13 protein-coding genes are annotated in these 15,273 nt (G+C 71.3%); 12 read left to right on the plus strand and 1 reads right to left on the minus strand.

Features of this window, described 5'->3' with window-relative positions:
* Position 1 precedes the first annotated feature (1 nt).
* Positions 2-901 (minus strand): AAA family ATPase, encoded by a 900-nt coding sequence (locus ACX1D1_RS07610; protein ID WP_182782635.1) that lies wholly within the window; start codon positions 899-901, stop codon positions 2-4.
* 233 nt (positions 902-1,134) lie between these two features.
* Between ACX1D1_RS07610 and mraZ the strand changes: the two genes are divergently transcribed.
* The 12 genes from mraZ to ACX1D1_RS07670 all read left to right on the plus strand — a co-directional run bounded on the left by mraZ (position 1,135) and on the right by ACX1D1_RS07670 (position 15,215).
* Positions 1,135-1,569 carry a division/cell wall cluster transcriptional repressor MraZ gene (gene mraZ / locus ACX1D1_RS07615; RefSeq protein WP_182782601.1) on the plus strand — a complete coding sequence of 145 codons (435 nt, stop codon included), beginning with the start codon at positions 1,135-1,137 and terminating at the stop codon, positions 1,567-1,569.
* A gap of 132 nt (positions 1,570-1,701) precedes the next feature.
* Positions 1,702-2,664 carry a 16S rRNA (cytosine(1402)-N(4))-methyltransferase RsmH gene (gene rsmH, locus ACX1D1_RS07620; RefSeq protein WP_459054198.1) on the plus strand — a complete coding sequence of 321 codons (963 nt, stop codon included), beginning with the start codon at positions 1,702-1,704 and terminating at the stop codon, positions 2,662-2,664.
* Positions 2,661-3,170, plus strand: coding sequence for a cell division protein FtsL (gene ftsL / locus ACX1D1_RS07625; protein WP_182782603.1), 510 nt, complete (start codon positions 2,661-2,663; stop codon positions 3,168-3,170). The genes rsmH and ftsL overlap by 4 nt, the downstream gene beginning before the upstream one ends.
* 283 nt (positions 3,171-3,453) lie before the next feature.
* On the plus strand, positions 3,454-5,211 hold the full coding sequence (locus ACX1D1_RS07630) for a peptidoglycan D,D-transpeptidase FtsI family protein (RefSeq protein WP_459056557.1): 1,758 nt from the start codon (positions 3,454-3,456) through the stop codon (positions 5,209-5,211).
* Positions 5,211-6,767 carry a UDP-N-acetylmuramoyl-L-alanyl-D-glutamate--2,6-diaminopimelate ligase gene (locus tag ACX1D1_RS07635; protein ID WP_459054199.1) on the plus strand — a complete coding sequence of 519 codons (1,557 nt, stop codon included), beginning with the start codon at positions 5,211-5,213 and terminating at the stop codon, positions 6,765-6,767. The genes ACX1D1_RS07630 and ACX1D1_RS07635 overlap by 1 nt, the downstream gene beginning before the upstream one ends.
* Positions 6,745-8,178 carry a UDP-N-acetylmuramoyl-tripeptide--D-alanyl-D-alanine ligase gene (locus ACX1D1_RS07640; RefSeq protein ID WP_459054200.1) on the plus strand — a complete coding sequence of 478 codons (1,434 nt, stop codon included), beginning with the start codon at positions 6,745-6,747 and terminating at the stop codon, positions 8,176-8,178. Before ACX1D1_RS07635 ends, ACX1D1_RS07640 begins: the two co-directional genes overlap by 23 nt.
* Entirely contained in the window at positions 8,175-9,245 is a 1,071-nt protein-coding gene (gene mraY / locus ACX1D1_RS07645; protein ID WP_182782606.1) for a phospho-N-acetylmuramoyl-pentapeptide-transferase, read from the plus strand. Before ACX1D1_RS07640 ends, mraY begins: the two co-directional genes overlap by 4 nt.
* Positions 9,227-10,696, plus strand: a complete 1,470-nt coding sequence (gene murD / locus ACX1D1_RS07650; protein ID WP_459054201.1) for a UDP-N-acetylmuramoyl-L-alanine--D-glutamate ligase — start codon at positions 9,227-9,229, stop codon at positions 10,694-10,696. Before mraY ends, murD begins: the two co-directional genes overlap by 19 nt.
* Before the next feature lie 16 nt (positions 10,697-10,712).
* Complete coding sequence (ftsW, locus tag ACX1D1_RS07655) at positions 10,713-11,945, plus strand: putative lipid II flippase FtsW (RefSeq protein WP_182782608.1); 1,233 nt, start codon at positions 10,713-10,715, stop codon at positions 11,943-11,945.
* Between the two features lies 1 nt (position 11,946).
* Positions 11,947-13,038, plus strand: coding sequence for an undecaprenyldiphospho-muramoylpentapeptide beta-N-acetylglucosaminyltransferase (gene murG / locus ACX1D1_RS07660; RefSeq protein WP_459054202.1), 1,092 nt, complete (start codon positions 11,947-11,949; stop codon positions 13,036-13,038).
* Positions 13,039-14,490 carry a UDP-N-acetylmuramate--L-alanine ligase gene (gene murC, locus ACX1D1_RS07665; RefSeq protein ID WP_459054203.1) on the plus strand — a complete coding sequence of 484 codons (1,452 nt, stop codon included), beginning with the start codon at positions 13,039-13,041 and terminating at the stop codon, positions 14,488-14,490.
* Positions 14,487-15,215, plus strand: coding sequence for a cell division protein FtsQ/DivIB (locus tag ACX1D1_RS07670; protein ID WP_459054204.1), 729 nt, complete (start codon positions 14,487-14,489; stop codon positions 15,213-15,215). Before murC ends, ACX1D1_RS07670 begins: the two co-directional genes overlap by 4 nt.
* The last annotated feature ends 58 nt before the right edge of the window (positions 15,216-15,273 follow it).

The following is a 15,273-nucleotide window of genomic DNA, read 5'->3' on the forward strand; positions in this document are numbered from 1 at the left end:
CTCAGCCCCGGTTCGGTGCGGGGGTGGCGTCGACGATGGCCCCGATGATGCTCTCCGGGTCCCGCCGGGACACCTGGGCCTCCACCGTCGGCAGCACCCGGTGCGCCAGCACGGCCACCGCGAGGCTGCGCACGTCCTCGGGGATCACGTAATCCCGGCCCGCCAGCGCGGCCTCCACGCGGGAGGCCCGCATGAGGTGCAGCGACGCGCGGGGGCTGGCCCCCAGCCGGAGGTCCGGGTGGCGCCGGGTGCCCTCGGAGATGGCGACGATGTAGTCGTTGATCACCGGGGCCACGTAGACGCTGCGGATGGTGCGGACGGCGGCGGCGATGGCGGCGGCGTCGGTGACCGGCGAGATGCTGGCCAACTGGTCCCCGCCGGCGTTGTGGGTGAGCATCGCCACCTCGGCCTGCCGCGCCGGGTAGCCCATGGTGATGCGCGCCATGAACCGGTCGCGCTGAGCCTCGGGGAGGGGATAGGTGCCCTCCATCTCGATGGGGTTCTGGGTGGCGATCACCATGAAGGGCTCGCTCAGTTGATACGTGTGCCCGTCCGCGGACACCTGGCCCTCGGCCATGGCCTCCAGCAGCGCGGACTGCGTCTTGGGGGAGGCGCGGTTGATCTCGTCGCCCAGCACGATGTGGGCGAAGATGCCGCCCGGCTTGAACTCGAACTCGCGCGTGGCCTGGTTGAACACCGACACGCCGGTCACGTCGCTGGGCAGCAGGTCAGGCGTGAACTGGATGCGCTTGACGTTGCCGGAGATGGCGCGGCCCAGCGATTTCGCCAGCACCGTCTTCCCCACCCCGGGGACGTCCTCGATGAGCAGGTGGCCCTCCGCGAGCAGCACCGCCACGGCCATCCGGATCTGATGCGGCTTGCCCTCGATCACCCGGCCCATCTCTGCGGCGATGTCGCGGGCGAGCTTGGAGACCTCGGCGAGCGAGGGGGTGACGGGCTGGTTCACCGGGACTCCTTCTGGTGGCGGGCCGGGACGGCGGTTCCAGCGTAGTTGCCAGCGGCAACGACCAGCCAACACGCCACAAAGTGGTGCCCTTGTGGGGGGAAGTGGGGTACGGTGGGGCGAAATGGAGCGAAGTGGATGGCTAGTGGAGCGAAGGGGGGCGCACACCGATGTTTCTGGGGACCTACACACCCAAGTTGGACGAGAAGGGGCGCCTCATCCTGCCCGCCAGGTTCCGCGACGCCTTGGAGGCCGGACTGGTGGTCACCCGCACCCAGGAGCGGGCGTTGGCCGTCTACCCCAAGGACACGTTCGAGGCGCTGATGGCAGAGGCCATGAGCGCCCCGAGCACCGTGAAGCAGGTCCGCGACTATCAGCGCATGATGACGGCGGGCGCCAGCTTCGAAGTTCCGGACCGGCAAGGGCGGGTGACCATCCCCCAGATCCTGCGCGACTACGCCGGCCTGGATCGCGACGTCGTGGTGATCGGAGCGATGAACCGCGCCGAGATCTGGGACGCCGAGACCTGGCAGACCTACTCCGCGGCCAGCGAAGAGGGTTTCGCCGGCATGGACGACGAACTCAGCGCCTTCCACAGGCTCTGACGGCCCACCCGGTGGCTCCCGGCCGGCGGCCCTGACCTCACTTCCCCGATGTCAGGTCCACTCCGGAAGGGAACCTCCGGGTGGGGCGCACGAGACGGACGAATTTCCATCAGAAGACAAGGGTCGAGACACATGCAGGGCTACGCGGACGTTCACGAACCGGTCATGGAAGACCGCATCGTCGAACTCCTGCGCCCGGCCCTGCAGCGCCCGGGATCGGTCTACGTCGACGGCACCCTCGGCCTCGCCGGCCACGCGATCGCCGTGCTGGAGGCCTGCCCGGAGGCCCGCCTGATCGGCATCGACCGGGACCCCGACGCCCACGCCGTCGCCCGCGACCGCCTGGGCCCGCTGGCCGAGCGGGCCACCCTCGTGCACGCCGTCTACGACGAGCTCCCCCAGGTGCTGGAGGATCTCGGCGTCGCGAAGGTGGACGCCATCCTGCTGGACCTCGGCCTCTCCTCGCTCCAGATCGACCGCCTGGAGCGCGGCTTCGCCTACCGCGTCGACGCGCCCCTGGACATGAGGATGAACCCGACGGAGGGCCCCACCGCCGCTGACGTGCTCAACACCTACCCGGCCCGTGAGCTGGCGCGGATCCTCAAGTGGTACGGCGAGGAGCGGTTTGCCGACCGCATCGCCCGCGCCGTCGTCGACGAGCGGCAGCGCGCCCCGTTCACCAGCTCGGGGCGCCTGGTGGAGACCATCTCGGCGGCCATCCCCGCCGCCGCCCGCCACACCGGCGGCCATCCCGCCAAGCGCACCTTCCAGGCGCTGCGGATCGAGGTCAACCGGGAGCTGGCCGCCCTCGAGGGGGTCCTGCCGGCGGCCGTCGACGCCCTGGCCGTGGGCGGCCGGATCGCGGTGCTCAGCTACCACTCGCTGGAGGACCGCCTGGTCAAGCGCACCCTGGCCGCGAAGTCCGCGGACCGCGCACCCCGCGACCTCCCCGTCGTCCCCGAGTACCTCAAGGCCGAGTTGATGCTGCTGACCCGCGGCGCCGAGCGGCCCAGCGAGCACGAGACCGCCAGCAACCCCCGGGCCGCCTCCGCGCGGCTCAGGGCAGCGACACGAATCAGGGAGGCCACCGCATGAGCGCCCAGCCGATCACCGCCGCCGGGAGCCCGCCCGCCCCACGCCTGCGCGTCGTCAGGATGCCCGGCGGCACCGTCTCCCCCCTCGGCTTCGCCGTCATCGTGGTCCTGTTGATCGCCGCCGGCCTGGGCCTGGTGATGGTGGTCACCACCTCCGTGGGCGCCCAGTCCCGCGAGCTGGCCGGCCTCCGCAGGGAGGCCACCGAGCTCGGCTACACCCAGGCCGCCCTCACCTCCCAGCTCCAGAACGTCTCCAGCGCCAACGCGCTGGCGCTGCGGGCCTCCCAGCTCGGCATGGTTCCCAACCCGTACCCGGCGTTCATCCACCTGGCGGATCACACGGTCACCGGCGTGCCGACGGCCGTCACCGGAGACGAGCTGCCCTACCTGCGCGGCCGCCGCTCAGAGGCGCCCTCGACGGCGGCGCCAGTCACCACGCCGAGGCCGGAGGCGCCGGTGGTAGAGCTGCCCGACGATCTCGTCGCGGCCGGAACGACGGGGGAGTAAGGCCATGGCGGAACGCAAAGGGCGGCCGCGGGCCACCAACGGGACTCGTGCGTCATCGTCCTCGCGCCCCCAGAAGGGCGCCGCCGCGGGCGGGAGGAAGCCCTCCGGCGACCCGACCCAGCGCTCCACCGCGCGCCCGGCAGCCAAGCCCGCCGGCAGGTCGTCTGCCAAGCGAGCCTCGTCGTCGCGCCCGGGCGCGCCCAGCCGTCGGGCCGAGGCTCGGCGCTACCGCAAGACCCTGCGGCTCCCGGTGGGACGCACCAGCGTCCGGATCCGCGTGTTCATGGTGACGCTCGCGGTCCTGCTCGGGATCGCCGGCGTGCGCGCCGTCCAGCTGCAGGGGATCGACGCCCAGGCGTTCGCGGCGGAGGCGGCTGCCAAGATGAAGTCCACCAGGGACCTGCCCGCCACCCGCGGCACCATCACCGACCGCAACGGGGCGGTGATGGCGGCCACCGAGCCCGCCATGATCGTCTCGATCGACCCGGACATGATCCGCACCAACGGCGCGGACAAGCGCTACGCGATGAGCGCCAAGAAACAGGAGGAGGCCGCAGCCGCGCCCAGCGCAGTGGCCGACATCCTCGTCGAGCACCTCGGCGGGCAGAAGTCCACCTACCTCAAGCTGATCAACACGCCGGACTCGCTCTACGAGATCGTGAAGCGGAAGGTGCCGGCCGCAACCTACACCGCCATCCAGAAGGACATGAAGGAAGGCTTCGGCGGCGACGGCAGCCGCCCCTGGAAGGGCGTCTTCGGTGACCCGGACCCCATCCGCGTCTACCCGAACCGCTCGGTGGCCGCCAACGTGGTGGGCTTCGTCAACGGTGAGGGCGAGGGCGCCGCCGGGCTTGAGTACGCGCTCAACGCGGACCTCAACGGCACCGCCGGCAGCATGGTCTACGACTGGTCCACCTACGGACGCATCCCGCTGGGCACCAACATCATGACCCCGGCCGTCGACGGCAACTCCTACCAGACGACGCTGGACTCGGACCTCAACTGGATGACCGAGCAGATCCTGGCCGAGTACGTGAAGCAGGCGGGCGCCACCACCGGCAAGGCCTTGGTGATGAACGTCAAGACCGGCGAGATCCTCTCGCTGGCCAACGGACCCGGCTACGACGCCGCCAATCCCGGGCGCGCGGACACCTCCGACCTGGGCAACCGCGCCGTCACGGAGGCCTACGAGCCCGGATCGGTGCAGAAGGTCGTGACGATGGCCGCCCTGGCTGACCAGGGCCTGGTCACGCCCACCACCAAGGTGGTCGTGCCGGAGCGGATCGCCTCGGGCGCCGGCTACGTGCGCGACTCCTTCGATCACGGCCGCATCAAGCTCACCGGCGCCGGCGTGGTGGCGCAGTCCTCCAACATCGGCACCATCCTGCTGGCCCGGCAGATGGAGAAGGCCACGCTGGCCGAGTACCTCGCCGGATTCGGCCTCGGCACCAAGTCCGGCGTCGGCCTCCCCGGCGAGACCTCCGGCAGCCTGCCGGGCGCCGACATGGCGGACTACACCAGGGACCAGATCTCCTTCGGCCAGGCCCTGTCGGTCAACGCCATCCAGATGGCCGCGGCCGTCAACACCGTCGCCAACGGCGGCGTCTACGTCCAGCCCACCATCCTCAAGTCCGCGACGGCGGCCGACGGCACCCCCGTCGAGCTGCCCGAGCCCGTCACCCGCCGCGTGGTCTCCGAGGAGGCGTCCGACACCGCGCTGGCCATGATGGAATCGGTCATCACCCTCAACGAGAACCGGGCCATCCCCGGCTACCGCACCGCAGGCAAATCCGGCACCGCCCAGCGCTTCGACCCCTCCTGCAAGTGCTACAACGGCTTCACCGCCAGCTTCGTGGGCGTCGCTCCCGCCGAGGACCCCCAGATCCTGGTCTACGTGGTGCTGGATCAGCCCACCAACGGCAACCTCGGCAGCCGCCTGGCGCTGCCGGCCGTCAACGACATCCTCGAGCTCGCACTCCCGCGCTACAACGTCGCCCCGTCGACGACGCCGGCGCCCGAGATCCCGCTAACGTTCGAGTAATGAACCACACGCTCCGCCCCGCGACCACGCCGCCGGCGCCGCTCGCGGTGCTCGCCGCCGGGCTGGGCCTGCTGGGCGACGCGCAGGGCGATGTCGCGGTGTCGGGGGTCACGCTTGACTCCCGGGCCGTGCAACCCGGCTGGCTGTACGTGGCACTCCCCGGCACCCGCACGCACGGGGCCGCGTTCGCCGCCGCCGCGGTCGCTGCCGGCGCTGCCGCCATCCTCACGGACCACGACGCCGGGGGCGATCTCGCCCTGGGCGTCCCTGTGCTCTACACCGAGGACCCCAGGCACGCAGCGGCCGTGATCTCCGCCAGGTTCTACGGCGAGCCCGCCCGCGCCATGACCATGTTCGGCGTCACCGGCACCAACGGGAAGACCACCACCGTGGCGCTGCTCCAGGCGGGCCTCGCGGCGGCCGGACGGCTGGCCGGCACCATCGGCACCATCGGCTTCCGGCTCGGCGACGAGGAGCTGCGGACCGCCCGCACCACGGTCACCACCCCCGAATCGCCGGACCTGCAGGCGCTGCTGGCGGTCATGCAGCAGCGCGGAGCGGACTCGGTGGCCCTGGAGGTCAGCTCCCACGCCATGGCGCTCAGCCGCGTGGACGGGATCGAGTTCGACGTGGCCGGCTTCCTCAACCTCGGCCGCGACCACCTGGACTTCCATCCCAGCCTGGAGGACTACTTCGAGGCCAAGGCCGCGCTGTTCGCCCCCGGCCGGGCGAAGGCGAGCGTGGTATGGATCGACGATCCCAAGGGCCGCGAGATCGCCCGGAGGGTGACCAGCCACAGCGGCAGCCGCCTCGTCACCGTCGGCAGCACCCCGGATGCCCACTACGTGCTCTCGGACTACCGCGGCGTCGCCCCATTGGGCGGCCGAGCGAGCCTCACCAGGGAAGGGGAGCGGCTGGAACTCGAACTGACCCTCCCCGGGGCCTACAACATGATCGATGCCGCGGTGGCGTTCGCGATGCTCGAGGCGGTTGGGGTCCCCGCCGACGCCGCCCTGGCCGGGCTGCGCCGCGCCCAGGTGCCGGGGCGGATGCAGCGCGTGGACCTGGGGCCGCACGCTCCGCTGGTGGTGGTGGACTTCGCGCACACGCCGCAGGCCGTGGGCGCCGCCGTCGAGTCCCTGGCCGGCCTGGGGCGAGTGGTCACGGTGCTCGGCTGCGGCGGGGACCGCGACGCGGACAAGCGGCCGGAGATGGGCGCCGCGGCCGCGCGCGGCAGCGACCTCACCATCGTCACAGACGACAACCCGCGCACCGAGGACCCCGCCCTCATCCGCGCCCAGACCCTCGCAGGCGCCGAGTCCGCCCGACGCGACGGCGCCCGCGTGCTCGAGGTGGCCGGCCGACGCGCCGCCATCGAAGCAGCGCTCCGGGGCGCCGACGCCGGTACGGTGGTGGCAATCCTCGGCAAGGGACACGAACGAGGCCAGATTCTGGCCGACCGCGTCGTCGACTTCGACGATGTGGAGGAAGCGACGCGCGCCTGGCGCCGCCTGAGGCAGGAAGGAGCCACCCATGAGGCCCCGCCTGATGAGTGAACTCGTCGACCTGATGCAGCCCGCCCCCGTCGAACTCGTGGGGGAGGACGCCGTGGTGGGGCCCGCCGTGGTGATCGACAACCGCGAGGCCTCCGAGGGCGCCCTGTTCGTCGCCATCCCCGGGGAGCGCGTCGACGGCCATTCCTACGCCGCGGCCGCCGCCCGGTCAGGCGCAGGGGGCGTGCTGGGCATGACGGTCACCGAGGCGCCCGTCCCGCACATCCTGGCCGAGGACTCCGTGGCCGCGCTCAGCTGGCTGGCCCGCGGCATCGTCCGCGAGGCCCGCGCCCGCGGCATGGTCAGCATCGGCGTCACCGGCAGCTCCGGCAAGACCAGCACCAAGGACCTCATGGCGCAGGTGTTCGAGGCCGCCGGCCCCACCGTCGCCCCCGTCGGCTCGCAGAACAACGAGGTGGGGGTCCCGCTGACCGCCTGCCGCGTCGGCGACGACACCGCCTACCTGGTCTCCGAGCTCGGCGCCCGCGGGGTGGGGCACATCGCGTGGCTGACCTCGCTGGTGGGGCTGGACGTGGGCGTCTGCCTCAACGTGGGCCGCGCCCACGTCGGGGAGTTCGGCGGCCTGGAGGCCACCGCGCAGGCGAAGTCAGAGATCGTCGCGGACCTCGCCGAGGACGGCTGGGCCGTCCTCAACGCCGACGACCCGGCCGTGGCCGCGATGCGCGACCGGACCCGCGCAAGGATCGCCTGGTTCGGCGAGGGGGAACTCCCCGCCGGGCAGTTGCGCGTCACGGCACGTGACGTCTCCCTCAACGCCCTCAGCCAGGCAGGCTTCGAGCTGGTGGCCGACGACGGCGCGGGCGAGCGCACCGCGCCGGTGACCCTGCGGGTCATCGGGCGCCACCAGGTGGGCAACGCGCTGGCCGCCGCGGCGGCCGCCCTCGCCGTCGGGCTGGACCTCGAGCTGATCGCCGCCGCGCTGTCCGGCGCGGCGCCCCGCTCCAACTGGCGGATGGAGCTGCACCCGCGCGCCGACGGGGTCCTGATCCTCAACGACGCCTACAACGCCAACCCGGACTCGATGGCCGTGGCCCTCAGCACCGCCGTCGAGCTGCGCCAGGGCACCCGCGCCGAGCATCCCGATGCGCGCGTGATCGCCGTCCTCGGTGACATGCTGGAGCTGGGGCCCCTCGCGCCGCAGCTGCACGAGGAACTCGGCCGGCTCGCCGCCGATCTCGGCATCTCCGAGGTGGTCGCGGTGGGGGATCTGGCCGGGCATGTCGTGGCCGGCGCCGCCGCCGAGGGGCTACCGGCACGGGTCTCGGATCGGGAAAACGTGGCCGGTTCCCTTAGCCTTGGCCCCGGCGACGTGGTCCTCATCAAGGGGTCCCGCGGCGTCGGACTGGAAACCGTCGCGGCCGAACTGGCTGACGGAAACGGAGGCGTCAAGTGATCAACATCCTCACAGCGGGGGCTTTGTCCCTGCTGTTCGCCATGGTGGGCACCCCCATGCTGATCAAGTTCCTCACCCGCCGCCAGTACGGCCAGTTCATCCGCGAGGACGGGCCCACGGCCCACTACGTCAAGCGCGGCACCCCCACCATGGGCGGCCTGATCATCATCGGCTCCGCGGTGCTGGCCTACGCGCTGTCCCACCTGGTGCGCTGGCAGGCGCCCAGCCTGTCCGGGATCCTGGTGCTCGGCCTCGCCGTCGGCATGGGCTTCCTCGGCTTCCTCGACGACTGGTCCAAGATCTCCAAGGAACGCAGCCTCGGCCTCACCCCGCGCGGGAAGCTGCTCGGCCAGTTCCTCATCGGCGGCGTCTTCGCGCTGCTCGCCCTGAACTTCCCCGACGAGCGGGGCCTGACGCCCGCGTCGCCCGCGATCTCGTTCCTCCGCGACGTCCCATGGCTCACACTGCCGCTGGTGGTGGCGGTGGCGTTCATCATCTTCCTCATCATGGCCTGGTCCAACGCCGTCAACATCACCGACGGCCTCGACGGGCTGGCCGCCGGCAGCGCCACGCTGGTGTTCGCGGCCTACACCATCGTCAACATCTGGCAGTTCAACCAGTGGTGCGCCCGCACCTCCACCGCCGGGCCCCGCTGCTACGAGGTCCGCGACCCGCACGACCTGGCCGTCGTGGCGGTGGCCTTCGCCGGCGCCTGCTTCGGGTTCCTCTGGTGGAACGCCAAGCCGGCCAAGATCTTCATGGGCGACACCGGCTCGATGGCCATCGGCGCCGCGCTGGCCGGCCTGTCGATGATGACCCGCACCGAGCTGCTGCTGGTCATCCTCGGCCTGCTGTTCGTGATCGAGGTGGGATCGGTGGCGCTGCAGGTCAGCTACTTCAAGGCCACCAAGGGCAAGCGCATCTTCAAGATGTCCCCCATCCACCACCACTTCGAGCTGCTCGGCTGGGATGAGGTCACCGTCGTGATCAGGTTCTGGATCATCGGCGGGCTCTGCGTGGCGCTGGGGGTTGGCATCTTCTACGCCGAATGGGTGGTGGGTCAGTGACGAAGCACTGGATGACCGAGGCCACCCGACTCTCGGACTGGCCCTCCGCGCAGGTGGTCGTGGCCGGGCTGGGCGTCTCCGGCTTCGCCGCCGCGGACGGCCTGATCTCGCTGGGCGCGAGGGTGATCGTGCTGGACGAGTCGACGGCGCACGCGGACAAGGCCACGCTGCTGGAGCACCTCGACGCGACGGTGGTGCTGGGCCCCGGCGCCACCGCGCAGCTCCCGCCGGGCACGGACCTGGTGGTCACCTCCCCGGGCTGGCGGCCCAGCGCGCCGCTGCTGGGGCAGGCGGCCGCCGAGGGGATCCCGATCTGGGGCGAGACCGAGCTGGCCTGGCGGATGATGCAGCCGGACCGGGCCATCCCGTGGCTCGGCATCACGGGCACCAACGGCAAGACCACCACCACCCAGATGCTGGAATCCATGCTGATCGCCGACGGGAGGAAGGCCGCCGCGGTGGGCAACATCGGCCGGCCCATCATCGAGGCCATCCTGGACGACACCGACTACGACGTGTTCGCCGTCGAGCTGTCCAGCTTCCAGCTGCACTGGATGAACAACGTGAACCTGCACTCGGCCGCGGTGCTCAACCTCCACCCGGACCACCTCGAGTGGTACGAGGGCGACCCGGAGGCCATGGCGCTCTACGCCGCGGACAAGGCCAAGATCTATTCCGGTGTCACCCACTCCTGCGTCTACAACGTGGCCGAGGAAGCCACCGAGACCATGGTGGAGAACGCCGACGTGGTGGAGGGCGCCCGCGCGATCGGCTTCACGCTCGGCACCCCCGCGGTCTCGATGCTCGGGATCGTCGACGACCTCATCGTGGACCGCGCGTTCGTGGCTCAGCGCCGCGACTCGGCCCTGGAGCTGGCCAAGGTCTCGGATGTCCAGCCTTACGCCCCCCACAACGTGGCCAACGCGCTCGCCGCGGCCGCGCTGGCGCGCAGCTACGGGGTCAAGGCCACCTCCGTGGCCGCCGGCCTGAAGCGACTTCAGCTGGGCGGGCACCGGATCCAGCAGATCGCCGACGACGGCGGGGTCCGCTGGGTGGACGACTCGAAGGCAACCAACCCCCACGCCGCCAACTCCGCCATGCAGGCCTTCCCCTCGTTCGTGTGGATCGCGGGCGGCCAGGCCAAGGGCACCACGTTCGACGACCTGATCGCCCGCCACCACGACAAGATGCGCGGCGCCGTGGTCATCGGCGTGGACCGGCACCTCATCGCCGACGCGCTTGCCCGACACGCGCCGGAGGTCCCCGTGCGGGTGCTGGACAGCACTGAGACTGGGGTGATGGACGAGGTGGTGGCCCTGGCGGGCGCCATGGCCCGGCCGGGGGACACCGTCCTCCTGTCCCCGGGCTGCGCCAGCCTCGACATGTTCGACAGTTATTCAGCACGAGGCGAGAAGTTCGCCGAGGCGGTCCAGCGGTACCTGGCCGGGTAGGGGAGGAGAGCACCTGATGGCGTCCGACGCAGCGTCTCCCGCCCGGCCGGTCAGCCTCTGGTCCGAGGCCAAGGCCCTGGCGGCCTCCCCGATGGCACCGTTCTACTTCATCGTGGCCAGCGTCACCGTCCTCGTGCTCGTCGGCTCCCTCATGGTGCTCTCGGCCTCCTCCGTGCTGGCCCAGGCCACCGAGGACGGCCCCTACTACTTCATCATCCGGCAGCTGCAGTTCCTCGTCGTCGGCGTGGCCGCCGCGGTGGTGCTCAGCAGGCTCAAGCCCGACTACCTCCGACGGCTGGCCTGGCCGGCCTGGACGCTCGCCGTGGTGCTGCTGATCCTGGTGGTGGTGATGGGCGCCGAGATCAACGGCAACCGAAACTGGCTGGCCTTCGGGCGATTCCAGTTCCAGCCCTCCGAGTTCGCCAAACTCGCCCTGGTGGTGTGGTGCGGGGCGGTGTTTCACATCAAGCGTGGCCGGCTGCACGAGCCCGCCCAGCTGGCCATCCCCCTGGTGCCCCTCGGCGGCCTGATCCTCGCGCTCGTGCTGGCGGGCCGGGACCTCGGCACCGGCCTGATCATCGGCGCCATCCTCGTGATGGTGCTCTTCTTCGTCGGCACCTCGATGCGAGTGCTCGTGCCGCTCGGCGCCCTGGCGCTCGGCCTCGTCGGCCTGCTGGTCTACGGCTCCGGCAACCGCATGGACCGGATCAGCATCTTCCTCAACCCCGAGTCCAATACGGACCTCTCCTCCCAGCCCATGGCGGCTCTGTACGGGCTGGCCTCCGGCGGATGGTGGGGGCTGGGGCTGGGGGCCAGCAAGCAGAAGTGGGGTGGCCTGAAGACCGGCGCCCACACCGACTACATCTTCGCGGTGATCGGTGAGGAGCTTGGCCTGTTCGGGGTGCTGCTCATCATCGCCCTGTTCGCGCTGCTCGGCTGGGCCGGCCTGGAGGTGGCCATCCGCTCGGATGCCATGTTCAACAAGGTGGTGGCCGCGGGTATCACCGGCTGGTTCCTCGTGCAGGCCGTGATCAACATCTTCGTCGTGCTGCACCTGCTTCCCGTCCTCGGCGTGCCGCTGCCGTTCGTCTCCTACGGCGGATCCGCGCTGCTCTCCAGCCTGATGGCGGTCGGGGTGTTGCTGGCGCTCGCCCGCGACACACCGGACGCGCGGGCGTTCATCGCCTCCCGTTCCAGGAAGGCGCGGCCCCGGATGACCAGCGTCATGGCTGCCACCAAGGAGGATTGAGATGCCCAGCATCGTCATGGCCGGCGGCGGGACGGCGGGGCACACCTCGCCGCTGATCGCCACGGCCAACGCCATCAAGGAGCGGGCGGAGGTGTCGATCGTCTGCGTCGGCACCGCGAAGGGGCTCGAGACCCGGGTCATCCCGGAGGCCGGGCTCGAGCTGCGCCTGATCGACCCGGTCCCGCTGCCGCGCACCGTCAACCTGGACCTGCTCAAGCTGCCCGTCACCCTCACCCGGTCCGTGCGGCAGGCCCGCCGCATCCTCACCGACGCGCGCGCCGACGTGCTGGTGGGCTTCGGCGGCTACGTCTCCATCCCGGCCTACCTCGCCGCCCGCCTGTCGGGCGTGCCGGTGGTGGTGCACGAGGCGAACAAGCTGCCGGGCATCTCGAACCGGATCGGCGCCCGGTTCGCCCGCTTCGTGGGCACCACCTTCCGGGAGACGACCATGAAGGGCGCGCGCCTGATCGGGATGCCGATGCGCCGCTCCATCACCCACCCCACCGTCGCCCCGGCGGAGGCGAGGGTGTCGTTCGGGCTGGACCCGGACCGCCCCACCCTGCTCGTCAGCGGGGGGTCGCAGGGTGCGCGGAGCATCAATGTCGCGGTGACCGAGGCCAAGGACGCCATCCTCGCCGCCGGCATCCAGATCCTGCACGTGCTGGGGCCGAAGAACTTCACCCCGGAGCTGGTGCCAGTCCGCGGTGCCTCCGGCGCGGTCTACCTCCCGGTCGAGTTCGTCGACGACATGGCCCTGGCCTACGCCGCCGCGGACCTCATGCTGGGCCGGGCCGGGGCGGGCACCGTGATGGAGACCGCGGTCTCCGGGGTGCCGGTGATCTTCGTCCCGCTGCCCTACGGCAACGGTGAGCAGGCGCGCAACGCCGCCGAGCTCGTCGCCGCGGGGGCCGGTTTTCTCGTGTCGGACGACGAGTTGACGCCGAGTAGACTGACCGCGCTGGTGCTGGACACGTTCGGGGATCCCGGGCGGCTGGCCGCCATGTCAGAGGCGTGCCGCGGGATGTACCCGTCGGACGCCGCCGATGTGCTTGCAGAGGCCGTCCTCGCGGTGGCCTCAGACGGAAAGGTTTGATTGATGCTCCTCAATCCCGTTGAGGTCGTCCCGGTCGATCAGGTCGGCCCCGTCCATTTCATCGCCGCCGGCGGATCAGGCATGAGCGGCGTCGCCCGCCTTTACGCCGAGCTGGGGATCAGGACCTCCGGGTCTGACCGTTCGGATTCGACGGCGCTGCGGAGCCTGGCCCGCGCCGGCGTCACCACCTACGTGGGCCACGACGAGTCGCAGCTCGGCGATGCCCGCACCGTCGTCATCTCCTCGGCCATCCGGCCGGACAACGTCGAGCTGGTGGAGGCCCGACGGCGGGGTCTGCGGATCTGGCACCGCTCCGCGGCGCTCGCCGCCCTCATGCAGGGCAAGCGAGGCGTCTCCGTCTCCGGCACCCACGGCAAGTCCACCACCACCGCCATGACGGCCGTCATGCTGAGCGAGGCCGGGCGGGACCCCAGCTACGTGATCGGCGCGCCGCTGTCCACCACCGGCGCCAGCTCCGCCGTCGGATCCGGGCCGGCGTTCGTCGTCGAGGCCGACGAGTCGGACGCGTCCTTCCTGCAGTACCCCACCGAGATCGCCGTCATCACCAATGTGGAGGCGGACCACCTCATCAACTGGGGCACCCCCGAGGCCTACGCCGACGGCTTCCGCGCCTACGCCACCCGCCCGCACGTCCAGCACGTGGTGATCAACGTCGACGATCCGGGGTCCCGGGCGCTCGCTCACGACCTGGTCGGCGAGGCCAAGCACATCATCGCCTACGGCGAGTCCGAGGACGCGGACGTGCGGATCACCGACGTGGAGGCGCACGGCAACGGCGTCGCGGCCACGCTCACCTACGGCGAGGAGTCCGGCCGGATCGTGCTGCAGGTGCCGGGCAACCACAACCTGGCCAACGCGTCGGCCGCCTACGCGGTGGGCCGCATCCTGGGGCTCAGCCATCAGGAGGCCATCGACGCGCTCGGCCGCTTCGAGGGGACTCTGCGCCGATTCCAGCTCATCACGGACACCGCCGGGATCCGCGTCTACGACGACTACGCGCACCACCCCACCGAGATCCGCGCCGCGCTGACGGCCGCCCGCCGCGCCACCGCCGCCGGCAACGAGGCAACCGGGCTTCAGGGCCGCCTCATCGCCTGCTTCCAGCCGCACCTCTACAGCCGCACCGTGGACTTCTCCGACGAATTCGGGCAGGTGATGACGCTGGCGGATGTCGCGGTGATCAACGACGTCGACGGCGCCCGCGAGGATCCCGTCCCCGGCGTCACCGGCGAGCTCGTGGTGGACGCCGCCATCCGGCACGGCGCCAAGGACGTGGTCTACGTGAAGGAGAAGTACGACCTCCCCGCCGCCCTCGACGAGATCGCCCGCCCCGGAGACCTCATCATCACGCTCGGCTGCGGCGACGTGACCATCGTCGGCCCCCTGCTCGCGGACCTGTTGAAGCAGCGGCCGGACGCCCGGACGTCGTGACGGAGGCCCTGCCGCCGGGGGAGTTCGCCAAGGCGCTGCAGGAGAAGCGGACCTCCGAGCGGCGCCGTCGCTGGATCATCCGCGGCTCGCTGGCCGCCGCGGTGGTCCTGCTGATCGCGGGTGGCTGGCTGGCGTTCTTCTCACCGGTGTTCGAGGCCCGCGCCGTCGTCGTCGAGGGCACCTCGCTGCTCACGGTCGACGAGGTGACTGCGGCGGCCGGCGTCGAGCTGGGGGTGCCGCTGATGCGCCAGGACGTGGCCGCCATCACCGAGCGGGTCCGGGCGTTGACGCCGGTGCGCGAGGTGCGGGTGTCGCGGCGGGTGCCCAACACTGTCGCGGTGGAGGTGACCGAGCGGGAGGTCGCGTTCCAGCGGAGGCGGGAGGGCGAGTGGGACTGGGTGGATGCCGACGGCGTGGTGTTCCACCGCACCGCGGATCCGCGCCCGGGCACCATCCAGGTCACCAGCAGCAGCACCGACGAACGGCTCCTGCGCGACGTCGCGGTCGTCGCGGCGCACGTGCCCGAGGACCTGCTGCCCGAGGTGCGCAGGATGACGGCGGAGGCGGTGGACAGGATCACGCTCACCCTCGACGGGGGACGGACGCTGGTGTGGGGGAGCGCGGAGGAGTCCGAGCTCAAGGCGGAGGTGGCTGCGGCGCTGCTGGCGTCGGTGGAGGCGGAGGTCTACGACGTTTCGGCCCCCCGCCACCCCACCACCAAGTGAAGTGACCCACCCCGCCTGTTATGGTGCGTCACGATGCAATGTCGCGTCGAAAATTCAC

The organism is Tessaracoccus luoxuelianae, assembly GCF_054483915.1.